The organism is Microcoleus sp. Pol11C2, assembly GCF_036701505.1.
In the GTDB taxonomy this organism is placed as follows: Bacteria; Cyanobacteriota; Cyanobacteriia; order Cyanobacteriales; family Microcoleaceae; genus Microcoleus.
The window spans coordinates 185,945-209,865 of sequence record NZ_JAUBQX010000004.1 but is presented as its reverse complement, the minus strand read 5'-3'; the positions used below and the strand labels follow the sequence as shown (position 1 = coordinate 209,865).

At 45.1% G+C, this 23,921-nt stretch carries 13 protein-coding genes, 1 tRNA gene and 1 pseudogene; 4 read left to right on the top strand and 11 right to left on the bottom strand.

The features are described from left to right. Window positions 1-29: 29 nt before the first annotated feature. The 8 genes from QUA42_RS04490 to QUA42_RS04455 all read right to left on the bottom strand — a co-directional run bounded on the left by QUA42_RS04490 (window position 30) and on the right by QUA42_RS04455 (window position 12,157). Entirely contained in the window at window positions 30-488 is a 459-nt protein-coding gene (locus QUA42_RS04490; RefSeq protein ID WP_333135468.1) for a hypothetical protein, read from the bottom strand. 116 nt (window positions 489-604) lie between these two features. Further along, window positions 605-985: a response regulator gene (locus tag QUA42_RS04485; RefSeq protein ID WP_333135466.1), complete on the bottom strand. Its 381-nt coding sequence runs from the start codon at window positions 983-985 to the stop codon at window positions 605-607. 60 nt (window positions 986-1,045) lie between these two features. Then, window positions 1,046-4,477, bottom strand: a complete 3,432-nt coding sequence (locus QUA42_RS04480) for a PAS domain S-box protein (RefSeq protein WP_333135463.1) — start codon at window positions 4,475-4,477, stop codon at window positions 1,046-1,048. 74 nt (window positions 4,478-4,551) lie between these two features. Continuing rightward, window positions 4,552-6,456 carry a response regulator gene (locus QUA42_RS04475; protein ID WP_333135461.1) on the bottom strand — a complete coding sequence of 635 codons (1,905 nt, stop codon included), beginning with the start codon at window positions 6,454-6,456 and terminating at the stop codon, window positions 4,552-4,554. A gap of 315 nt (window positions 6,457-6,771) precedes the next feature. Continuing rightward, entirely contained in the window at window positions 6,772-10,107 is a 3,336-nt protein-coding gene (dpdE, locus tag QUA42_RS04470; protein WP_333135459.1) for a protein DpdE, read from the bottom strand. A gap of 196 nt (window positions 10,108-10,303) precedes the next feature. Further along, a complete protein-coding gene (locus tag QUA42_RS04465; protein WP_333135458.1) occupies window positions 10,304-10,960 on the bottom strand; it encodes a glutathione S-transferase in 657 nt (218 codons plus the stop codon). A gap of 123 nt (window positions 10,961-11,083) precedes the next feature. Further along, on the bottom strand, window positions 11,084-12,031 hold the full coding sequence (gene trhO, locus QUA42_RS04460) for an oxygen-dependent tRNA uridine(34) hydroxylase TrhO (RefSeq protein ID WP_333135456.1): 948 nt from the start codon (window positions 12,029-12,031) through the stop codon (window positions 11,084-11,086). Between the two features lie 54 nt (window positions 12,032-12,085). Beyond that, window positions 12,086-12,157: transfer RNA gene (locus tag QUA42_RS04455), tRNA-Gly, on the bottom strand. Window positions 12,158-13,485: 1,328 nt separating this feature from the next. Here QUA42_RS04455 and QUA42_RS04450 point away from each other — a divergent pair. Beyond that, window positions 13,486-17,196, top strand: a complete 3,711-nt coding sequence (locus tag QUA42_RS04450) for a chemotaxis protein CheB (RefSeq protein WP_333135454.1) — start codon at window positions 13,486-13,488, stop codon at window positions 17,194-17,196. 399 nt (window positions 17,197-17,595) lie between these two features. Here the strand turns inward: QUA42_RS04450 and QUA42_RS04445 are convergent, their stop codons facing one another. Then, window positions 17,596-19,383: an efflux RND transporter periplasmic adaptor subunit gene (locus QUA42_RS04445; RefSeq protein ID WP_333135452.1), complete on the bottom strand. Its 1,788-nt coding sequence runs from the start codon at window positions 19,381-19,383 to the stop codon at window positions 17,596-17,598. 77 nt (window positions 19,384-19,460) lie between these two features. Next, the gene (locus QUA42_RS04440) at window positions 19,461-19,646 is read right to left on the bottom strand and encodes a hypothetical protein (RefSeq protein ID WP_333135450.1); all 186 of its coding nucleotides are present in this window, start codon (window positions 19,644-19,646) and stop codon (window positions 19,461-19,463) included. Window positions 19,647-19,794: 148 nt separating this feature from the next. Here QUA42_RS04440 and QUA42_RS04435 point away from each other — a divergent pair, with 148 nt between their 5' ends. Both QUA42_RS04435 and QUA42_RS04430 read left to right on the top strand, forming a co-directional pair. Continuing rightward, the gene (locus QUA42_RS04435; protein ID WP_333135448.1) at window positions 19,795-20,928 is read left to right on the top strand and encodes an AI-2E family transporter; all 1,134 of its coding nucleotides are present in this window, start codon (window positions 19,795-19,797) and stop codon (window positions 20,926-20,928) included. Window positions 20,929-21,081: 153 nt separating this feature from the next. Continuing rightward, entirely contained in the window at window positions 21,082-22,149 is a 1,068-nt protein-coding gene (locus QUA42_RS04430) for an ABC transporter permease (protein ID WP_333135446.1), read from the top strand. A gap of 55 nt (window positions 22,150-22,204) precedes the next feature. On the opposite strand, the pseudogene QUA42_RS04425 reads toward QUA42_RS04430, so the two are convergent. Next, window positions 22,205-22,396 (bottom strand): annotated as a pseudogene (locus QUA42_RS04425) (ATP-binding protein); the annotation flags it as partial. A 79-nt stretch (window positions 22,397-22,475) separates the two neighbouring features. Here QUA42_RS04425 and QUA42_RS04420 point away from each other — a divergent pair. Continuing rightward, complete coding sequence (locus QUA42_RS04420; RefSeq protein ID WP_333135443.1) at window positions 22,476-23,768, top strand: tetratricopeptide repeat protein; 1,293 nt, start codon at window positions 22,476-22,478, stop codon at window positions 23,766-23,768. The last annotated feature ends 153 nt before the right edge of the window (window positions 23,769-23,921 follow it).

Genomic DNA, 23,921 nt, shown 5'->3' with positions numbered 1-23,921 from the left:
AAATTAATTTTTCGGTTGCCAATTTGGTCTCAAATACACATCTTTGAGCCATCGCTCAAATTTGCAGTTGAGAGTGGAATCCGAACTTGGGATGGCGGAAATCTCAATTCTTTAGCAAGCTGAATTGTTAAACCATCCGAGTGTATTTCAGTCCCATAGATTTCAGGATGTACGCGGTGGGGCAACGGGATGAGACTTTGAAATTCACTAGGAAGGAAATAACCTTCTACTCCAGCCACTTCGGTAGGTTGACCTTGAATTAAAACAGTTTCTGGAGTGATTTGGAGATTCAATTTGACAAGATGAATGTCATAAATGTGAACTTTAAGGATAAGTGTCACATCCTTTCCTTGAATTTTAATACCTGCGATCGGTGTTTCCTCTGTATGAGCAATCCAAAGTGTGGATTGCTGACAACCAGTGGGCAAACCGGAAAATGAACCTGCGAGATCCTGATTTAGATCATTCAAAGCCTGAAAAGCATTCATTGAGTCTCCTCGTAATGCAAAGAACTTTTAGCTGCATAACAGGAGACTAAATAGCAACGGTAAGGAATTGGTAAAGATGCCGTTATTGTTACAAAACTTCACAAAAATGGTGAAAGTTATTCAACCCATCCCAAAATCTCTGCTACTTCTTCCGTCAGGGTGATGGGTTCGATCGGTTTGGCAATTACCCCAGCAACACCCATTTGGGCAAATTTAGCGCGATCGCTGGGCAAAACTTTCGCTGTCAGCAGAATCACTGGAATCGATCGGGTAATCGGATCGGACTGAAGCATCTCGTACACGGCAAACCCATCCATTCCCGGCATAGATACATCTAGCAAAATAGCGTTGGGTTGTTCTATTTGCAGTATTTGTAAACATTCCTCTCCCGATCCTGCCCCCACTGTTTCCCATCCGCCTAAATCTTCTAAGCAGGCCTGCACAAGTTCCCGAAGGTGTTCTTCATCGTCAACCACTAGAATTTGTCTGTCTGTCATGGGAGTTTGGATTGGAGATTTTGGATTTGGGATTGATGGTACAGATTAATCTAAGCGTTATTAAATGGTGGGTAAGGGTAGGGTGAAGCAAAATGTGCTGCCTTCACCTAAGATACTTTCCGCCCAGATTTTGCCGCCATGCCGCTCAACAATACTGCGACAGATTGCTAAACCTAAACCGGTGCCTCCTTTTTCACGGGAGTCAGAGGCATCGACTTGCTGAAATCGCCCAAAAATGAGTTCTAGTTTATCTGCAGGAATGCCTCGTCCGCGATCGCTAACTTGGAACAGCACAAAGTCTGTCTGATTTTCAGCACTCAGATGAATTGTGGAATCTGCAGGTGAGAATTTAATCGCATTACTGAGCAAATTTGTTAAAGTTTGGACGATCGCATCTCCTGTTGCCCAGACTTCTGCATCTGTGGGGTTAACGATTAATGAGATCTGCTGTTGAGTAGCCAGCGCCTGGATGCTCTCTACTGCTTGCTGCATCAAATCGGCAGCTTTGCAAACGGTTTTATCGACAATTGCCCGCCCGGAGTCTAGGCGCTCCAAATCTAAAATATCATTAACCAGGTTCACTAATCGATTGGTATTGAGGAGGGCAATTTCAATCATGCGTCTAGATTTTTCGGGCTTTTTATCATAAACCCCACTTTTTATTAGTCCCAATGACATTTTAATTCCTGTCAAAGGAGTGCGAAGTTCATGGCTGACAATGCCAATGAACTCATTTTTAATCTGTTCGAGCTTTTGTCGTTCGGTAATATCTTCCCCAATGCTGATAGTTCCAATGATGTTGCCCTCTGAATCTTGCAGCATGGTATTGTTCCACGCAATGAACCGTTCTTCACCAGATTGGGTCAAGATGGAATTTTGATAATAGGAATGATATTCCTGGTCTAAAACTTCCGAAAAAATAACTTTAAGCGATTCTTGAAGAGAAGGGGGTAAGAAGTTTTCAAACCAATTTTTTCCGATGACTTCTGGGTGAGTATATCCTGTGATTTTTAAGAAAAAAGGATTAACGTAATTGACATTTCCCTCTATATCAAGTCCGACAACAATCAACTGCACGTTATCCAAGAGAGATCGCCAGCGTCGTTCGGCTTCTCGGATCGTGGCTTCGGCTTGCTGGCGTTCTTGCAGTTCTAGCTGAAGTTGTCGGTAGAGTTCGGATTGCTGAATGGCGATCGACAATTGGCTGGCAATCTGTTCAAGTAATTCTATTTCCCACGATTGCCATTGACGAGGTGCAGTATTTTGGTAGATAGCTAACAAACCCCAGAGATTTTCTCTCAAAAATATCGGGAAAACTGCATAACTTTTTGCTTGAAATTGTTCCCCTAGCTCGATATGACAGGGTGGAAGTTCAGCGCTGTAAATATTATTAACAATAATATTTTCATGATTGCGGAATCGACCGCCGCGAGTTTCTTGCAGATAGGTATCTGCACAATTTTTTTGACTATCGCTGCCTATCAGTTTTACCCAACCCTCACCAACTGACTCGAAAATAAAATCACCACTCCAATCAGGATTAAATCGGTAAATGGCAGTGCGATCGGTTTGTAATGTCTCCCTAATTTCAGTAACAGCAGTATTTAGAACGGCATTCAGATCCAAAGATTGGCGAATCCCTTGAGTAATCCTCCAGAGCAAATTTTCCTTTCGGGATTTCTGTAGTAAGGCTGCTTCCGCCTCTTGTCGAACTTCTTCGAGGTGCTTCGCTACTGTGATATCTTGATGAACTGCCACCAGAACATCGCCGTAGTCTGAGTGCTTGAATACAGAGCAAGTGGCACTGCACCAAAAGGGAGTCCCATCTTTCTTGACATTGTGGACTTCATAGCTGAATTCACTGTTTTGTAAAACCGCAGACCGAATGGCTTGATTGACATCTTCAGGACTGACCGATTCGGTGGCATAGTAGAGAATAGAAACGTGCGGACCGTTGAGTTCGCCAAAGTCATAGCCAAACATCTGCTCAAATTTAGGATTGGCATAGACAATAACTCCATTATCTGCTCTTACTAAACAAATGCCTTCCGCCATGTTGCGGGTAATGACAGCCTGAAGATCCAGCATTTGTTCTGTTTGTTTGAGTTGAGTCAGATCGCGCAGACTGACAATAACGCCTGAAATATTTTCACCTGCATCACGGAAAGGCGTATAGGTAACGCTCAAAAATTGCGCTCCTAAATAGGGAGAGTCAAACCACTTTTCATACTGAATTGTTTCTCCAGCCAAACATCTATCTAAGCGAGGTTGGATGAAGTTATCAAACAACTCTGCACCCCAAATATTCCTAACAGAATTTCCTATAACTTCGCTTTGGGATTTGTTGCACCAAGTCAAATAACCTTGATTGGCTATTTGATAAATATAGTTAATATTCATCAGCGCAATCCCATCTGTTGTATTGAATACGATGCGTTCATATTGGCGGAAGGCTTCTTCAGTACGTTTGCGCTCGGTGATATCAAATACGCTAGAACGACTCATCATGAAGTTACCTGCTTCATCATAAATTGCTGTAGCATTTAAGTTGACCCAAATGGGTGTTCCGTTTTTATTCAAGAGCTGAAACTCTAAATTGTTGATGCAGCCTTGTTTTTTAAATAAGCCAAAGTTTTGATAAAAAATATTGTGACTTTCAAGTGTAATTAAATCAACAAATTTCTTTTTATGCACAATTTCATCGCGGGTATAGCCTAACCACTTCAGTTCCGTATCATTAATCATAATTATTGTTCCTTCTGCATCTACGGAATGATAGCCACAGGGAGCATTATTATAGAGGTCTTCAACTTGATGGATATATTGTTGCAAGCTATGGTTGACTTCAGTGAGTTCTGCCGTCCGTTCTAGGACTCGTTGTTCGAGTTCAGTATTGAGTTGTTGTAGGGCAATTTCTGCTTGTTGCCGCTCCCTCAGTTCCGTTTGTACTCGCTCAAATAAATCAGCTTGCTGAATAGCAATTCCCGCTTGAGTTGCTAGCTGTCGCATGAGTTCAATTTCTGAGGATTGCCATTCGCGAGGTTCTGCACAGTGATGGGCAATCAATAATCCCCAAAGTTCTTCTCCCTCAAGGATAGGAACAACCAGGTTAGCTCTCACTTGAAAATAGGCTAGGAATTCCCGGTGACAAGTATCAATTCCGGCAGTATAAATATCAGATTTAGAGGTGAATAAGCCTTGTTTGAAGGGTTCGATATAGCTTTCACCCAAGCAAGGATCGTGTATCTGAGTGGATAAGATTGCTGTCCATTCTGAACCAACGGACTCTACCACCACTTTTCCGCTCCAGTCGGGAGCAAATTGGAAGATAATTACGCGATCGCATTGCAGAACGTTTCTGAGGTCAGTTACCGTAGTGTTGAGAATATCTTCTAGTGTGAGGGATTCGGAGAGAGAAAGTGCTGTTTTAGCCAGGATTGGCTGTGGCTGTTGTTGCCATTTCCCATAATCTTCATCAGTATGTTCTCTCATTAATCTACTTAATTAATTACATTTTTTAGATTGAGGCAGAAACCGGGTTTTTAGCCTTCGTGCGTAAGTTCTATTTAAGTATTTCCAGGCGTAAGTAAAGGACGAGTGCGCTTAATTCGGCTGAGTACCCGCGTGACTAATTCAGGCCCTAGTATCGGCTTGGTAATAAAATCATCGGCTCCCGCTGCAAAGGCTTGTTGCAAAAATGCTGGATCGGTATGGGCTGTCACCACTAAAATCGGTAAATTTTCCCATTGGATATCTTGTCGGACGACCTGACACAATTCTAAGCCACTGACGATCGGCATTTCTAGATCCAGCACTACTAAATCGGGTTCAGTGCTAATTAACACCTCCCAAAATTGCTGTGGTTCTTTGAGATTTGTCACCTCAAGTCCCCAAGGAGTCAGTAACGCTGATAATTTAACCAGCATCACAGGGTCATCATCTACCATTAAGACTTTGGCTTCTGAAGTTTTGGGACTGGGTAGAACACGGGCGATCGCTCGAAAAATTTGATCGGTGGTTGCAGGTTTGTGGAGAAATTGCTTAGCACCTAAGCGCGATACAGCCAAGCGATCGGCAAGGCTATCTCGTCCGGTAAAAACGATTATAGGAAGATTAGGCGATCGCTCGGTCAGTTCTCGCAGTAGCGTCAATCCATCTTCCTCTGTCTCTGCAAAGCTTAAATCTAGTAACATCACATCGGGTATTGACAGCGCAAGACGCGATCGGGCAGCAGTAATATTCGGCGCAATTTTCATGCGAAATCCCCAAGCTTCGGATTCTACTTTCAATCGCTCCGTTAATCCAGCATCATCATCAACTACCAAAACCCGATAGTTAAAATTTGAAATAGTAGAAACTGGTACAGCAGTTGATGTAATCGGTGTGGTGGCTAATTCCTGCTGTAATCCTGTCACCAATTCCGAGAAGCGAGTAATTTCCTCAGCATTCAAAGAGCGATCATTTATTAGCAAATGCTCTGCTGAGCGTGCCAATTTCGAGCCTTCGGGATAACCAAAAGATCCCAGAGAGCCGGCTAATTTATGAGCTTCATGTTTTGCCGCTTGCTGTAACTCTGTTTCTAAGTTTCCTGCTAATAGAGCAGTTTTGGCCCGTTCCAATACAGAAATTTGTTGGTTGAAGCCTCCCCGAAACCGCTCTAACACTTTGTCGCTTTCGGACTTATCTACCCCGCGAGATTGATGTTTTTGGGTACTCTTTGTGACAGAATTGTTGAATTTAAAAGGCGCAGATTGGGGGTACGCTTTCAGTCGATAGCCCATGCCATAAACTGTTTCGATGATTTCTTCAGTTAAGCCGCCTGCCTTCAGTTTCTTTCTGACATCCTTAATATGAGTGATAATGGCGCGATCGGTTGGTGCCTCATCAAATCCCCACAGACGATCCAAAATAGCACTGCGGCTAAAGATGCGATCGGGATTTCGCAGTAATAATTCCAGCAGATTATATTCTGTCGCTGTCAGTGAAATTATTTGTTCGCCAAATGTCACTCTACCAGACTCTAAATCTAAACAAAGATCTCCCCAAGTCAATGTATTAGCCGCTGAATTCTGAGTAGAACCTCCTGGGGAAAGTGCTTTACTGCGTCGCAATAAAGTTCGTATCCTGGCCAGTAATACTTCCGTAGCAAAAGGCTTGCTGATGTAATCATCGGCTCCCGCATCGAAAAGAGCCACCACCTCCGCATCTGAATCCTTTGCCGTCATTAACAGGATCGGTTTGTGGTAGCCTTGCGATCGCAGTTGCCGACATAGACTCATTCCATCTAGTTTGGGAACCTGCACGTCTAACAAAATCAGGTCATACTCAATTGCTGCTGCCAAGTCTAGGCTCACTTGTCCATCATTTGCCCGATCGAACCCGTAATGATTTGCTTCCCACACCTTAGCCAGTGTTGTACTCAGCCATCCATCGTCCTCTACTAGCAGAATTTTTATCGGAGACTTCTTCATTTTGGCTGTGCGGTGCAATTTCCATGCGATCGACGCGCTTTGATGTCAGGTCGAAGCGTTGCTTTTAAGTAAATCAGTGGTAGTCGTTACTACTGCTTTTATCTTACCCTTTTTGCAGTCTCATCACTTAAAAATTGCTGTCACTTCCGCAGTTTAGATAAACCGGATCGCCCTTTCATCCATCTGCGTCCATCCGCGTTTATCCGCCTGCATCTGCGGTTCAAAAAAAGCGTGAACCGAAGCTATCCCGTTGGCGAAGCGTTCCCGAAGGGTAGGGGATCGCCCCCAAAAAGAGCGATCGCCCTCCCAAACAAATTACCCCTCATCCTCCGACTTTACAGGAGGACGCCCAGAAATCACAATAAATCCCACAGATTCGAGAGTCAGGTTTGGGCGGCGAATACCATCTAACACCGCTTGACTCAACAAACTTTCGGTATTGATTTCATCAGCCAAAACCGATTCTAAAAGTTGTTCGGATTTAGAAAGCCGATTCAATCGCAATTGCAATTGATTCACCCGGTTTTCGAGTTGGATAGCAGCAGTGACAGCAGATCGATCGCACATTTCCACAAAAGCCGATCGCCCGCGCAGCAATTCCTCCGATACCACCCGCCCCTTTTGGCAAAAATCATCCCATTCTAGCGGATCGACAAAACTGTCAAGCAGCGACGTGCGATTCTTTGACAAATTGTAATCCCGATTCGGCCCGCCTTTCCCCTTATAAGCCCGCTGCAAAATTGCCAAAAGTTCTGCATCCTCTACCAGAGACATTTCTTCGCTGCGAGCCTCTACAAACACAGTTTCAAAAGTTGGGAGAAACAGAGCATCAGCGCGGCGCTGCAAAGCTTTCAAGTTGTAATTTTCGATGTTTTGTGCTTGCAAAACTTGCTCGGCCGGCTGCACATCAGTCTGGATTGAATAGTTAAACTGAAAGCCAAACCACTCCTTCCCAGGCGCAGCATCCCAACTTTCATCATGCCGCCACATGGCAAAAGCTTGACCGCGATCGTCCCAGCGAATATAAGAGCCAAGTGCATCGATCAATCCCTCACCAATTCGGTAAAGAGCGACATCCGCATTCTGATAAGCAATGCGGCGATTGTAACTACCATATTGCTGGCAATAAGGAATCAATCTGGTTCTCAAATCGTTCGACGGAATCAACGTTTTTTGAGTAGGTTGATAGCGCAGTAACCCCGATATACTCGGATGTTCGATTTGTTTGAAGTGAAGAGCTTGACACAACCAACCTTCAGTAGCCCGCTGCATTTCTTTATGCTTAGCATCGCAGTTATCGAGAGATTCAAAATACTGAGATGCGCTGTCATCAAGAGTATCAATTTCATCGAGAACGTACTGTTCGTCTATTTTGATTTTCTCTTGTTCGATTTCAGTTTTAATCGCTTCAATTTCGCTGGATAAGCCCTTGCCTCCCTCAGCAAAAAACTTTTCTTCAAGTTTGAGAAGTTTTTCCTCAGCATAAAACTGAAGGCTGGCAATAGATTTGTGGAAGATATCAAACCCATCTTTTAAAACTTGAAACCAAGCTTCGTGGGGACTCTCCGGCAAATCCGGGCCTGCAAACAAACAAAATTGCACTCCCATTTTGCTGCCAATGCGATCGACTCTGCCGAGTCTTTGTTCTAACTGGTTGGGAAACCACGGCAAATCGAAGTGAACTAACCAATCTGTCACTTGTAGATTTACCCCTACTTCCGCCGATCGATCGCACACTAAGATAAAACAATGCGGTTCAGTCTTAAACCGCTTGAGACTAGCCTCAACATCATCAGCCGATTTGCTCGTCTCATGGCTGGCGATCGCATTTTTACCAAAGATTTTCGCTAAATTTTCCGCAATCTCTTTACAAGTTGCCGTAAAACTGGTAAAAATCACAATTTTCGGAAAACGTTCGCCCGGAATCGGTCGTTTAATTTGCTGTTGAATTCTCGACAGCAAATCGCGAGGTTTGCTGTGATACTCGCGCGGAACCTTCAAAGCAACTGCCAGAAATCGGAGAATCGCGATTCGCAACAAACTCAGTCGATCGAGTCCTTCCTGGGGCTTTTCCAGGGTATTGAGCAAGGTTTCCAGCATTTCCCTTTCTTCGGGAAACAGCGCAGTTTTCGTCAAAATTGCCGTGTCATTTTGTCCAAATTCGCGATCGAGTTCTGGAGTCGATTTTTTCTGCAAACGAGCTTTGACCACCCGTTCTAAAACATTCAGCCAAGTACCGGAAGCGCGGAAAAACAGCAGAAAAATTCTCTGATATTCGCTCGACTTGGGAGCGACTGTGCGCCACTTATCGAGTACGGTTTGAATTTCCGACCACTGTTCATCATTCAGATCGTACTCAGTTTTGGGGACAGCATCTCGATCGAAAATCACATCTTCAACTGCATCGCGGCGGTTGCGAAGGATGCGGCGGTGCAGGCGGTAGGTATCGCTAACGTGAGTGCGAATAGTTCGGACAAGCCGAGCCTGTTCTGCGGTTTCTTTAGTTTTCAAACAACTTTCTAACTCTGTTGCTAATCCGATTAAGTAATCATCTTTGGCAAAAATAGTGCGAAGTTGAGCGAGTTTTGTTTGCAAAACAGCAGGCTTGGCATTTTCTCGGAAATCCAGCAAAGCGCCACCGATTTCTTGACGGTTTCGCACCTGTTCTTTGAAGCTTTCCAAGTCATCAAGACGGTAAGTTGTGGGATCTAGCAAGTGCAGCATCGTTAGAAAATCTTGCTCGCGGCCAATAACTGGCGTTGCAGATAATAACAATACATTTTTGCTTTTCTGAGCTAGTTTCTGACAGAGTTCAAACGACTGCTGCTGAGCGCGATCGCTCGAATGTGCCATTGCTGCCACATCATGCGCTTCATCAACAATCAGAAAATCCAGGTTAGCGTTGCGGCTAATTTGATTAATGTCGCTAACAGCAACAAGCTGCACTCTGTCAGCAAAATGAGACAAATAGAATTTATTTTCCAACTCCTGCCGCCACTGTTCGAGCAGGTATTTCGGAACCAGTACCACAGCGCGTCCGTTAGGTTCATCTAGCAGAAATTGGCGGAGAATTGTGCCAGCTTCTACTGTTTTTCCTAGTCCTGGTTCGTCTGCTAATAAATAGCGCACGATTGGGTCTTCTAGGACGCGCCGGACGACTTCAACTTGGTGCGGATAGAGGTCTATGTTAGCAGAAATTAAACCCGTCATGCCGCGGCTGACGGCCCGCTGTTCGATCGCAGATTGAACGAATGCCAATCGGCGATCGTGAAAATACGGCGTTTCTTGGCCTTTGACTGCTAAAATGTCGATCGGATCGGCGATCGGGATATTGCAGCGAACGTAAAGTTCGCTTTCAACAGCTTGCAAACTTTGGCTGTCGGGGAGGTCAATTTCGTACTCTAATTTATCTTCATCCCAGTCATAAACTCGCCCAATTATCCATCTTTCCTGAGTGGTACTCCAGAGGTAGCAGCGGGTTTGGCGCTGAAGTCTCGCTTCTTGCAGCAAACCCAAAGGCACAGTTTTGCGGATGCGGTTTTTAACTGAGCAAAAATATTCAACTTCAGCATCAGTACGCGATACCTCGACAACTTTTCCGACTCCCAAATCGTTTCTGGGCGATCGAACTAACGAACCAACATCAATCATAGTTTTAGCCTGACAATACTTACTACAATACAGTAAATCCTTTCACCTTCAAAAAATTAGCAAGATGCGATTTTCGCCTGCGTCACTTTTCTAGTCAAATGACAGTCAATCTGCTATTCGGAAAACAATAAGTTTAGCATGGTAACTAACATTTTGGTATTCAATAAATATGCTGGACGCAAATAAGAATACCTACTTACGATGAAGGAAAAACAACGCCTGCATTACCGGATTCCCATTTCGGGTATTTCTGCATAACACTGGTATAAATTTCCGACTCTGTAAACCCTGCTAACCAAGCTTGTAGCTGTGGCCAAGGCTGTTCGTGAAACCAAGTTTGATCGGTATGAGCAAATTGACGAACAAAAGGTGCGATCGCCATATCAGCCAATGCTACATTATTACCAAATAAATATTTAGTGGCACTTAACTGTGAATTGAGGTTGTCCAGGAATAAAGAACCTTCATAGCGATGTACTTGGGCATCAACACCGGGATAGCGATCGGGGTACTTATAACGGTCAAGATGATATTTAAATTTATCATCAAATAGAGCGATTAGTTCCAGCATTTCTGTAACCGAACCTTGCTGTGGCATCAACCATTTTTCAGGATCGTGTTGTCTCAATGCCCACAACATGATATCGATACTTTGATCGAGTACCCGCCCGTCAACATCAATTAATATTGGTACTGTACCTTTGGCAGATACCTCCAACATCTCTTGTGGTTTGTCTCGCAAAACAACTTCCCGCAACTCACACACCCGATTGCTAACCATTAAGGCCAAGCGCGCGCGCATAGCATAGGGACAGCGGCGGAAGGAATACAAAATCGGGTATGTTGCTGACATATAATTAGTCGATCGCACGATCTGGTCTTTCGGTTCAGAAACCCCGTTCCTTCGTAGATTTCTTGTCGCCAAACAAGATTTTTCGTAGAAACGGGGTTTCTTTAAGCTTAGTGAATAATAATATTAGTCGATCGCCGGATCTACTTTTTCCTTCGCATTGTAGCGCGCGCCTATATGTACTTGGTTGCGACGCTTAGCAAGCTCAATCTGACGTTGACGTTCAGATAAGGCTTGTTTTTTGGTTTCAGTTTTTGAATCATGACAATGAGGACAACTCACACCAAGTACAAATAATTCAGAAGCCTTATCTTCCTGACTAATCGGGTGACGACAACCGCGACAAAGTTCATAATTTCCCGGCTTTAACCCCTGACCAACAGAAACCCGTTCATCAAAGACAAAACATTCGCCTTCCCAACGACTTTCTGCTTCCGGCACCGTTTCCAAATATTTTAAAATTCCGCCTTCGAGATGATAGACTTCATCAAAACCTTGAGTACGCAAAAAAGCAGTAGATTTTTCGCAGCGAATACCACCCGTGCAAAACATTGCCACCTTGGGTTTATTGCGTAAAGCAGTTTCCCGCAGCGCCCATTCAGGTAACTCAGAAAAGCTTTTTGTTTTTGGATTAATAGCACCTTCAAAAGTACCCATAGATACCTCGAAGTCGTTACGCACATCAACCACGACAACATCGGGATCGTCAAGCAGCTTATTCCACTCCTCCGGCTTAACATATTTGCCAGCCATGAGGCGGGGATTAATGTCTGGTACTCCCATCGTGACGATTTCGCGCTTCAAGCGTATTTTCAGGCGGTAAAAAGGTGCTTTTTCCGAAAAAGATTCCTTGTGTACGAGATCCGCCAAACGGGGGTCACTACGCAAGAATGCCAGCACTGCGTGTACGCCTTCGGATGAGCCTGCGATCGTGCCATTGATGCCTTCTTGGGCGAGTAAAATAGTGCCTTTGACGTTGTTGTTGTTGCAACAATCGATTAGGGGTGCTTTCAGCTCAGCAAAATCAGGTAGTTCAACGAACTTATATAAAGCAGCGGTTAAGAAATAAGCCATAGATTGAATTTATAGCACTAATTAATTTTCATACTTCTATGAAAATTCAGTCAAAGCGGACGGTGGGACTCGAACCCACGACGTTCAGCATGGGAAGCTGACATTCTACCACTGAATTACGCCCGCGCTTAGTGTTTTTTACTTGCTTTCACCTTCTTTCACTGTGGAGGCTGATCGGTAAAAAACGACTAGAAAAATATTGTACAACTATTTTCTGATTTTGAGTATAGCATTTTGACAATCAATTTTGGGCGATCGCCGATCGCACAGCCGAGCCATGATACTGTGGCAGACGAGCCAATTGTCCTCGCGGCCAAAAGCTGCCACTAAATGAGCAATCGCCTCGGTTCCGAACCTTGACAAAGAGTTAGCGGCTTCTGCGCGCACATTCGGATCGCGCGATCGAACTGCATCATTTTTAACAGCGCAGCCATTGAGTCCACTGTTTAACTATGCCGCCATCGCATCGCCAGGAACGATCGCACCATCAACTCGGTATCCTTCACTTTGCTCAGCCACATCGGTAGCGCCACCGCAGAATCGCACTTTCTGTGAACCGTTATCCCCCGCGGCCTGTCTTGAGAATCCGAACTTTGCAGCGCTGCTGGGATTTCGGTAATTTCCCTAAGCCAATTAAAATATTTTTGTTACTTTTCTTTACGACTTTAGCTAGGATTGCCGGATTTTGGGAAGATTTAAAAAAAATTTAGTTATTATATTAGGTCGGCAAATTAACAGCCTCAAACTTCAACACCACAAAAAGTTCAGGAAGTAATTGCTGAGTTCAAGCAATATTGGCAACAGCAGATCGACGATACCTGGGAAATGACTAAAAAGGTACAAATGGCCCAACAAGTCGTGATGAGACACTTATAAAATTATCCCGAGATAGTTTATATCGGCCGGGTGGTAGCCAATTGGCGCTCGCAACAACCTTCCTCAAAATGAGATTAATTGCGGTTCTATAGAGTATGCTGTTTTTTTGAGTTAATCTACTATTGTACTGTTTTCGTTCCCCAGAGATTCTCCAGAGTCCCACTGCTTGATAAGGGCGGACAAAATTCTGGTTGGAATTTTATTGATGAGTTGGGGCATTGAGGAGAACTCCAGTCGCTCGCAAACCTTAATAGAATTCCTACGCTGGCAGAATCGGGAAAATTAACTAATTCTTAACTTTTAAGAGTATAATTTTTGAGGAATTTCCTGTCTCAATCTTGTCCCCCGCTAGGAAAGGGGGAACTCCAAAATAATGATTTTAAAATCGCTTGAGAACACAGGCGGCCTTGCCTAGATATTATATCGGTAGGTAGATGACTTATTATTCATTTTAATATATATATATATATATATATATATATTAAATACAATATAACGATAATACGCTGGCAGCAAGCTATCTGGTATAAAAAATGAGTCGAAATAAGTTTTCTAAAAAATCTAAACCTCAAGCTGATATGAATGCTGAAGTAAAGCAACAAAACAATCAAAACGAGTTATTTCCAGTCGTCGGAATAGGAGCCTCTGCCGGTGGATTGGAAGCCTTTACCAAATTACTCAGCCATTTGCCGATCGATACCGGCATGGCGTTTGTAATAATTCAGCATATGTTGCCGACTCAGGACAGTGTGTTGAGAGAGATTCTGGCTCGATCGACCCAGATGCCCGTGCATGAGGTAACAGAGGGGATGCCCATAGAACCGAATCAGGTATACGTCATTCCCCCGAATTTCAGCATGACCATCGATCGAGGGGTGCTAAAGCTAACGCCTCGCGGCAGAACACACGGGGTATTTATGACCGTCGATATTTTTCTGGTTTCCCTCGCCGCAGAACGCCGGAACCAAGCCATCGGCGTCGTTTTGTCCGGGGGCGACGGCGATGGTGCCCAAGGATTTAAAGCGATTAAGGCTGCAGGCGGTATTACTTTGGCCCAATGTGAAGGCTCGGCACAAGTCAGCAGTATGCCGAACACTGCGGTGGCTACGGGTCAGGTAGACTTTATCTTGACACCGGAAAAAATTGCCCAGAAAATAGCAGAGCTCAGCCGTCATCCCTACATGGCCACTGAGTCTGCGGAAGCATCGACCACCAGTGAAGATGCGATCGCATCTAAAGATGCGATCGCATCTAAAGATGCGATCACCACCATCTACAGTTTGCTGCGCGCCGCTACAGGAGTTGATTTTACTCACTACAAACAAACCACCTTGAAGCGGCGGATGCAGCGACGGATGTTGCTGTACAAGCTGGAACGGCTGGAGGATTATGCCGAATATCTCCAAAACACTCCGACAGAAGTAACGGCGCTTTATCACGATATCTTCATTCATGTCACCAGCTTTTTCCGCGATCTCGAAAGCTTTGAGGCTTTAAGCAGCACAGTTTTTCCCGAAATCGTTAAAGATAAATCGTCGAAAATACCGATCCGAATTTGGGTGGCCGGCTGTTCAACCGGTGAAGAAGCTTACTCGATCGCCATCTGCTTGTTCGAGTTTTTAGCAGATCGAGGTACTGATCTGCCGATTCAGATTTATGCGACAGACATCAGCGAAAATGCGATCGCCCATGCGCGCCGTGGCTTTTATACGCCAGCCCAAGTCGCGGATATTTCACCCCAACGCCTGCATCGGTTCTTTGTGCAAATCGAGGGCGGATACCAAATCGCTCAGCCAGTGCGCGAAGTCTGCGTCTTTGCTAAACAAAACCTGATCAGCGATCCGCCCTTTTCCCGGATGGATTTGATCACCTGTCGGAACGTGCTGATCTATCTGGGCCCGCCTTTGCAGAAAAGGCTGCTGCCAATTTTCCACTATGGGCTTCGGCCCACGGGCTTTATGCTGTTAGGCACTTCGGAAACGGTTGGTGACTTTTCAGAATTGTTTACGCTATTAGACAAAAAGAACAAAATTTATACTAAAAAACCGCTGTCGCATTGGCTAAGCCTGGATTTAACTGCTAGCAACCCTGGGACACTCCTCAACCCACCGCTGGCGACGGAAAGCTTAAACGAAATCGAAATCGAGAAACAGGCCGATCGCATTGTTTTGAATCACTATGCGCCTGTCGGCGTCGTAATTAACACAGCCAGGGAGATTCTGCAATTTCGAGGACAGACGAATGCCTACCTAGAACCGTCTCCCGGTAGGGCTAGCTTGAATTTGCTGAGAATGGCAAAAGAAGGATTGCGCGCCGAACTCCGCAATGCAATTGAACAGGCCTCCGAACACCAGTTGCCGATCGCGCGCGAAGGCTTGCAAATTAGAGAAAGCGATCGCATCCGCCTCGTGAAAATTAATGTGATTCCATTCCCAACAGACGCTGTATCAAAAAACTATTTTTTAGTTTTGTTTCAAGACGAGCCGCCGAGCCGTGTAATGCCTGCCCCTGTAAACTCTCGTAGAGTCAACTCCGATGCTTTAGAGGGTGAAAGTTTGGAGATGGCGAGGCTGGTAGAAGAACTCAAAATTACAAAAGACCACCTGCAAACGATCGTCCAAGAACATCAAGCCGCTAACCAAGATTTGAGAGCCGCCAACGAGGAGATTTTGTCGAACAACGAAGAGTTGCAAAGTACAAATGAGGAACTCGAAACCGCAAAAGAAGAGATTCAGGCAACCAATGAAGAACTAAACACAATTAATGACGAATTGCAGCGGCGCAATGTTGAATCAACTCAGGTGAGTAACGATTTACAGAATCTGCTCAGCACCATCAATATTCCGATTCTGATGGTGGGAGGCGACCTGCAAATCCGCCGGTTTACTCCCGCAATCGAAAGCATCTTCAACTTGATTTCTAGCGATGTCGGGCGCTGTTTGAGCGACATCACTCACAAGTTGATACTGCCGGAGTTAGAGCAAATGATTGTAGAGGTGATTCGCACCCTCAATTTGAAAGTTCAGGAGGTTCAAGATCGAGAGGGTCATTGGTACGATCTGCATATTCGACCGTATCGGACGATCGACCACAAGATTGATGGGGCTGTGGTGATGTTGGTGGATATCCACGATCTTAAAGTCAGCGCCCAGCAGTTGATGGAATCGAAAAATTACGCCGAAACGATCGTAGAAACCGTGCGGGAACCCTTGCTAGTTTTAGATCTCGACCTGCGGGCGATCACCGCCAATCGTTCTTTCTACGAGACGTTTCAGGTGCTGCCGATCCACACTGAGCAACACTCGATCTTCGATCTCGGTAACAGACAGTGGAATATTCCCAATTTGCGATCGCTCCTTCAAGAAATTCTGGCAGGAAAGACCGAGTTTCACGATTTTGATGTCGAGCATGACTTTGAACACATCGGGCATAAAATAATGCGGCTCAATGGCCGCAAAATGCCTCCCATCGGCGATACACAGATGATTCTGTTGGCGATCGAGGATATCACGGAGCAAAAACAGTTGGAGACAGAACGCAGCCTTCGGATTCAAGAACAGTTGGCTCGTGCGGCTGCTGAGGAGGCCAACCGCATCAAAGATGAGTTTTTGTCCGTCCTCTCTCACGAACTGCGGACGCCGCTCAATGCGATGATTGGCTGGACACAGTTGCTGCGCCTGAAAAAATTTGACCAGGCTAAAACCGAGGAGGCGCTAAAAACGATCGAGCGCGCCGCCAAATCACAAAACCAGCTCATCGATGACATATTAGACGTTTCGCGAATTACCACAGGCCAGTTTCGGCTCAATGCTTTGGAAACTGAGCTGACTCCACTGGTTGAAAATGCGATGGAGGTGGTTCGTTTGGCAGCAGAAGCCAAAAATCTTCAAATGGAATCCAGGCTAACTCCTTTAACACTAAAAGTATTGGGCGATCCAAGCCGTTTACAACAGATAGTGTGGAATCTACTTTCAAACGCGATTAAATTCACCCCAGCCGGAGGAAAAATTGAAATCGCATTAGACTACATTGATGGCATGGCTCAAATCCAAGTTAGCGATACTGGTAAGGGCATTCACCCTAATTTTCTCCCCTATGTGTTCGATCGCTTCCGTCAGGCGGATAGTAGCTACTCTCGCAGAGACGCTGGATTGGGGCTAGGACTCTCGATCGTCCGTCATTTAGTAGAACTCCACGCCGGTACTGTTAGTGCAGAAAGTTCAGGTGAGGGACAAGGGGCAACGTTTACCGTGAAGTTGCCGCTACGAACAGATATCCCACAAAGTTAGACGCTAATATTTACCAAAGACATAATTGATATCGTTTTCGGTTGTACCATCCGTGATTGTTGACTGTTGACTGTGAGTCCAAACAACTGAAAATTTGGCTATATTTGTTTGCAGCTTGATACGACTTGATCAGGAGGATGAAGCCCGGATTTGATATCATTCCGGCACAACCAGAATTGATATTATTTCTAATCATATCTCCTCCGCTAAGAACCCAAACTGAGTTCTATCGCCACAATTGATTATCAGTAGATGCACTATCAGGGGCTGATTAACCTCAATATCAAGGCTTTAATTCTGCAATACCTGTAGACGTGCGTCATCGAAATATTGGCAGTGGTTATCTGCGTTATCGGCGGTAAAAAAAGGCAATAATCTCTCAATAAACCTAACCAATAACTATTTACCAACCTTAACCTCAGCGCCATCCTTAAGAAAACCAGCCCCAGTAACAACCACCCGATCGCCCACCTTCAAACCCTTTTTAACCTCCACCTTGGCAGCAGTCAAATCCCCCACAGCACCCCCGGAAATTTCCCCAAGTTCCACAGGTTGAGCCTGCACTTTGTCCGCGCCGACAAGTTTATAAACAATAGAACTGCCGTCAGGTTGCGGCACAATAGCTTTAGCGGGGACTTTCAAACCTTGAGCCGTTGCCGTCGCAATTGATGCGCGCAAAAACATTCCCGATCGCAACAACTCGCTTGCTGGCAAATCAATCTTCACCGTAGCTTGACGATTTTGCGGGTCAACTAGCGGCGAAATATCTCGCACAGTTCCTGACAACTTAATCCGCTTGTCAGAATCCGAAGTAATTTGCACTGCTGTTCCCGGCCGTACTTGGGCAACCTGAGTTTCCGGCACTTTCAATTGCAGTTCCAGCTTGTTGCCGCGAATAATCGAAAAGAGTTTTTGACTTCCCGAAGAAACATCCCCAACTCGACCAATTCTTTCAGCCACAGTGCCACTATCCGGCGCTCGAACAATTGTTTGTTCTAGTTGAGTTTGTAACTGTTTGACTTGGGCATCATTACTGCGGACACTTGCTGCGTTATTTCCGACATTTGCTCTCGCACTGCTGACACTCGCTCCGGCCGTATTTACTTTTGCACGAGCGCTGGCGAGGGCTGCTCTAGCCGTACTGATATTAGCTTCAGCAGTAGCTACTTTAGCAATAGCCGATCGCACTTCTTCCGCTGCTTTATTCTGTTCTTCCAAAGCTGTATTCAAGTCAGCTTTAGCTTTGTTCAAGTCTTGAACAGCAGTCTGCCGCTCTGTCTTGCGTCTTTCTAAATCTTGCTGACTAATTACTCCCTGAGAAGCCAAATCTTGGGTGCGATTTACTTCTCTTTGAGCTTGATCTAATTTAGCCTGGGCGGAGGCAATGCCTGCTTTAGCTTGGGTGACACCAGCTTTAGCTTGTTCTACACCGGCTCTTGCCTGGCCGACGCCTGTTTTGGCTTGCGCTGCGTCAGCGATGGCTTTTTCAACGCCAGCTTGCGCTTGAGCGACGCCGGCTTGGGCTTCTTGTTGGGCTGACTCGGCTTGCTGTACCTGAGCTTCGGCTTGTTCTACCGTAGAATTGGCCGATTGTACTCCCGCCAGCGCTTCGGCAATTTGCGATCGTAATACCGAATCGTCCAAAACCGCCATCGTCTGACCTTTTTCTACCGCATCTCCTTCATTCACCAACACCTGCTTGATTTGCAAACCATTGGCCTGTGGCAGTACCGGCAGCAAGTCGTAGGCTGCCACGGTGCCTGTCGCTTCCAAAGTTTCACCCACCTGGGCAGATTCCACAGGTGCCACTGTCACCGTCGCAGCCGTCGCCTGCTGGTTTACCGATGGAATTGGAGCTGCCGGAGGCGAACTCTGCTTGCCCCCAGTCAAGTTTACTGCTAGCAGCGTTGCAGCGACGCCAACCCCTGCGCCCGCCAACAAAGCAGGCCACCTGATTTCTTTGCGCGGCCCAACTTCAGTTGCTTCTGGTTCCCAAACCTGTTCCCCTTCCATTTCTGGAGCTTCCAGGGCAACTTCTCGTTCATCTTCCTCACCGGAGAATTGCCAGCGAGAGTTGTCTGAGACTTCACTTTCAGCTACATCCACTGCTGAGTTCCTGTCGCGCCCGCTCTCCACGGGGGGAAGGGGTTGCTTTTCTTCCGCTTCTGAAAAAACTTGATTGGTCACGGTAGTTCCTCTCGCCGCTATTAGCCTTTGGTTTTTTTATTGTAAAGAAAGATTGCGGTTTTTATATTGGATTCATTTTAGCGGATAGCCTCAGCAATCCCGCGTCCCCCTTTTGGGTGAGTGTGGCGTCGTTTCACCTTACAATGGCGAATAGATCGGAGTTTGTGCGATCGACATTTAATTTGATCTGCCTCTGGGGCATACTGAATATTAGCGCGATGGGCGATCGTGGGGTCGATCGGGCTGTCATTGTCTCTCCCCAAGTGGTTTGGCCCTCACCAACGTATAAATGCGGAGAAAAGTCTGTTTAATCTTGAACTGATTCTTCCTAACTTATACTCTAATGTGTTTATTGTATAATACGGCACATCTGCTAAAAAAATTGTGCCACTTTATTTAAAAAAAATCAAAATGAATAGTCTCTTTTCTCCCCTCCAACAGTTTCTAATTACTTGGCTGCTAGTGCTAGTGACGGGATGGTTTACCCTGACAGCAGTCAGTTATGTTGGGGAACTGGTCAGCATTTTAGTAACAGCGGGACTGATTGCATTTTTATTAAATTATGCAGTAAAAAGACTGCAAGTATTTTTGCCCCGGGGAGTCGCTGCGGGGCTGGTTTATTTAACTGCGGGTGTGATATTAGTAGTAATCGGTGTAACTATTGTGCCGCCGGTGTTCAGCCAAGCGAGGCAGTTGGGGGTGAGGTTCCCGGAATTGCTGGAGTCGGGGCGGCTGCAGCTAGCTGAATTTCAAGCGTGGAGTGCGGAGCGCAATTTACCGTTTGACGTGCAAATATTAGAGCAGCAACTGTCAGCTAGAGTCCAAGGACAAGTCCAAGCGATCGCCGGTACGGGTTTAGGCTTAGTTGTCGGTACTTTTAATTGGTTTTTGGACTTAATTTTTATTGTCGTGATTTCCTTTTATATGCTCCTAGACGGGCAAAGAGTGTGGCAGGGTTTGACTAGCATTTTTTCCCCAGACATTCGCTATGTTTTAACAGAGACTTTGGAGCGAAACCTCCAGCGATTTGTATCGGGACAGTTATTGCTGGGACTATTTATGGCCATTTCGCTAACTCTGGCTTTTTGGTGGCTGCAAGTTCCGTTTTTTCTGTTGTTTGCCGTCTTTATAGGATTGACGGAAATAATTCCGTTTATTGGAGCCACTTTGGGAATTGGCACTGTTAGTATAATTGTAGCGTTTATTGATTGGTGGCTGGCGCTGCAAGTCTTGGTAGTGGCGATCGGTCTCCAGCAAGTCAAGGATAATTTAGTAGCTCCCCGAATCATGGGGAATCTCACCGGATTGAGTCCGGTAATTATTTTCACAGCTTTGCTTTTAGGAGGTAGAGTGGGAGGATTGTTGGGAGTTATCCTGGCAATTCCGCTCACTGGGGTTGTAAAAAGTATAGTAGAAATTGTACTCAATCCCAAATTGCCGCCCCAAACAGGCTCGTTTTTCTACAATCCTTTTAGCGGCGAGGAATTGGGGAAAATACCAGAAGAGGAAACTCGAATAATCTTGGTCGGAGATGAACAAAAGTAGTCTAATTTTTGTAGTAAGTAATTCAGTTATGAAAACTTTTATACGTCTGGAATTTACTTTTGGCTGCTGAGTCCATTAAGAACAGACTAAAGTCTCTACAAAGAACTTTAGTCTTTATTACTAACCAACTTAAAATCTCAAACCTAAAAACTTATGAACTGGTGGCAAAATCTTAGAGACAATCCTCTAGCTCGGTTGGGAGCCGTGCTACTGTTAATTTTTTATACAGTCGCGCTTTTAGCCGAATTTGTGGCACCTTACGACCCCTACGACTCTCAATTAAACGGTTCCTTGCTGCCACCGACTCAGATTTATTTAAGCACCCAAGACGGGCGCTTTATCGGCCCCCACGTTTATCCGACTACTCAGGGCCCGGTGGATGCGAATACGGGCGCTCGTGAGGTAATTGTAGACTGGCAAAAACCATCTGCTGTTGGTTTGTTTGTCAAAGCTTCCCCCTATAAATTTTTAGGATTTTTGCCTTTCGACAGGCACCTGTTTGGCACTACAGGAGAAGGCCAAATTAATCTTTTAGGCACGGATGAACAAGCTCGCGATCAATTCAGTCGCTTAGTACATGGCAGCAGAATTAGCCTCAGCATCGGTTTAGTAGGAATAGCAATTTCTTTTCCCTTGGGATTGTTTATCGGAGGCATATCTGGTTATTTCGGCAGTTGGATTGATAGTATTTTAATGCGTTTTGCCGAAGTATTGATGACGATTCCCGGTCTTTATTTATTAGTAGCGCTAGCAGCAGTATTGCCACCGGGATTGACAAGTGCTCAGCGATTTATATTGATTGTGCTGATTACTTCATTTATCAGTTGGGCGAGTTTAGCGCGGGTGATTCGCGGTCAGGTACTGTCAATTAAACAGCTAGAATTCGTGCAAGCGGCGCGGGCAATGGGCGCCAACCCAATTTATATTATTGTCCGCCACGTTTTGCCACAAACTGCTACTTATGTAATTATTTCTGCTACTTTGTCTGTTCCGGGTTTTATTGTGGCGGAGTCGGTTTTGAGTTTAATTGGCTTGGGAATTCAACAGCCCGATCCTTCTTGGGGAAATTTACTATCCCTCTCTACTAATGCTTCGATTTTAGTGTTGCAGCCGTGGTTGGTTTGGCCTCCGGCGATACTGATTATTTTGACTGTCTTGGCGTTTAATTTATTGGGGGATGGGTTGCGGGATGCTCTCGATCCGCGCAGCATTCAAAGGTAATTGGAAGTTAGTAATTTCTAGTTTCCAGGCAGAGTCGGTGTAACAGTTACTCCCTCTAATTGGGCGGATTAACAGGTAAGGAAATGGTAAAAGTAGAACCAACACCCTCCTGACTTTTTACTGAAATATTGCCGCCCATCATGAGGCAAAAACGCTGGCTGATTGCTAATTCCAAACCGATGCCGCCGTACTTGCGGGTGGTGGAAGCGTCTGCTTGGGTAAAGGGTTGGAAAATGTGCTGCAACTGTGGGCTACAATTATCTTCAAGTATATACCTGCAATTTGCTGTAAAATTTTTTCAGTAATCTAATTATTCCAGTCGGCTCGTGAAATTAGAACAGGCCTTAGCTCAATATACTGATGCTCTCACTAACCTAAAATTGGCAAAGTCTGAACCCTCAGAAATAAAAATTATCCAGATTTTAGTTGCTCGCGATGCCATCAAAGAAGCACTCAGCGATAAAACCCAGATTTCTTTGGAAAGTTTGGCTAAACTACTCGAATTGGACAACTTCCTGAAACAACAAGCCGATGCGATCGCCAGAGGAGCAAATTTGGCAGAATGGCGATCGACATTTCACCCCTCCACAGAAGCTTGGTGGTGGTTCCTCGCACCCACCTCCGAGGAGGAAGTTTCCCACTCACATCCCCTCGAGCCGTTGTTCAACGGGCTGACTATCGCTGGATTGACGGTGGTAGCGGCCTATATGACAAACTTCGTTCAACTCTTTTCCACGGGAGGATTCGGTTTCTTGGAGACCTTAGGCCTGCTGGGACAAGGAGGGTTACTTCTCACGGTAATCCGCACCTTGCAGAACACAGGACAAGATAAGATTAAAAATATGCTCACAAAACTCAATATTTCTCCCCAGTTTCACAGTCAAGCAACCTTGGGAATTACCGCAATGTTATTGTTGGCATCTGTGGGAGTCTCTCAATCTTTGCCTCGGATTGGGGAACGGAATTATCAAGACGGACAAAAACTATATGAAAAAGGTTTACTGGTAAAAGCAAAAGCGAAATACGAGCAAGCGGCAAAAATAAATCCCGAGAATTTGGACATTCAAATTGCCTTGGGGAAAATCTACGAATCTTTGGGTGATCTCGATCAAGCTAGCAATGAGTATAAAAAAGTTTTACAGCAAGGAGATGCCCGCGCTTTTAATAATTTAGGTCGCGTTTATATTAGCCAAAACAAACTGATTCCCGGTGAATCTTTACTGCGAATGGGATTACAACGGGCTCCTAAAGAACCTAAAGAAGAAAAAGAGTTTCAACTCAACTATGAACTGCATCTAAACTTGGGCTGGGTACTGCTCAAACAAAAACAAAACCAAGAGGCTGAAAAAGAACTCAAAAAAGCAATTTCTTTCGACAAAAAAGTTATCAAAAACCAGATCGGTGGAGGGATGGCTTATTGCTTCCTTGCAGCTATTCTCGAAAATAAACTAGATACAAAAGAGGAATCGGACTTGAAACAGAAGTGTCTACAACATGGTCGTCCCGAAATGCTCGCTCAGTATCAATGGTTTATTGAAAATGGAAAAAAAGATATCGCTGATCTTATAAATACGAAGGGGGTGGTAGATGGAGAATCTAAGCCAAGTACACAGCCGTGATGAGTAAGATAAAAGTAAAAAATAAAAAATAAAAAGAATGTTCTTTTTACTTTTAGTTTCCCTACTTGCTTTGAAGTCCCCCTTTTTTAGGGGAACTTCCCTTATAAGGTGTGCCAGCATTATTTTTTCCGGAAATTGAGTGCTGCGTGTGTG

What these genes read in the sequence shown, in the direction of transcription:
- QUA42_RS04490 (WP_333135468.1), bottom strand. Translation starts at nt 488, where the DNA reads ATGAATGCTTTTCAGGCTTTGAATGATCTAAATCAGGATCTCGCAGGT.
- QUA42_RS04485 (WP_333135466.1), bottom strand. Translation starts at nt 985, where the DNA reads ATGACAGACAGACAAATTCTAGTGGTTGACGATGAAGAACACCTTCGG.
- QUA42_RS04480 (WP_333135463.1), bottom strand. Translation starts at nt 4,477, where the DNA reads ATGAGAGAACATACTGATGAAGATTATGGGAAATGGCAACAACAGCCA.
- QUA42_RS04475 (WP_333135461.1), bottom strand. Translation starts at nt 6,456, where the DNA reads ATGAAGAAGTCTCCGATAAAAATTCTGCTAGTAGAGGACGATGGATGG.
- dpdE (WP_333135459.1), bottom strand. Translation starts at nt 10,107, where the DNA reads ATGATTGATGTTGGTTCGTTAGTTCGATCGCCCAGAAACGATTTGGGA.
- QUA42_RS04465 (WP_333135458.1), bottom strand. Translation starts at nt 10,960, where the DNA reads ATGTCAGCAACATACCCGATTTTGTATTCCTTCCGCCGCTGTCCCTAT.
- trhO (WP_333135456.1), bottom strand. Translation starts at nt 12,031, where the DNA reads ATGGCTTATTTCTTAACCGCTGCTTTATATAAGTTCGTTGAACTACCT.
- QUA42_RS04450 (WP_333135454.1), top strand. Translation starts at nt 13,486, where the DNA reads ATGAATGCTGAAGTAAAGCAACAAAACAATCAAAACGAGTTATTTCCA.
- QUA42_RS04435 (WP_333135448.1), top strand. Translation starts at nt 19,795, where the DNA reads ATGAATAGTCTCTTTTCTCCCCTCCAACAGTTTCTAATTACTTGGCTG.
- QUA42_RS04430 (WP_333135446.1), top strand. Translation starts at nt 21,082, where the DNA reads ATGAACTGGTGGCAAAATCTTAGAGACAATCCTCTAGCTCGGTTGGGA.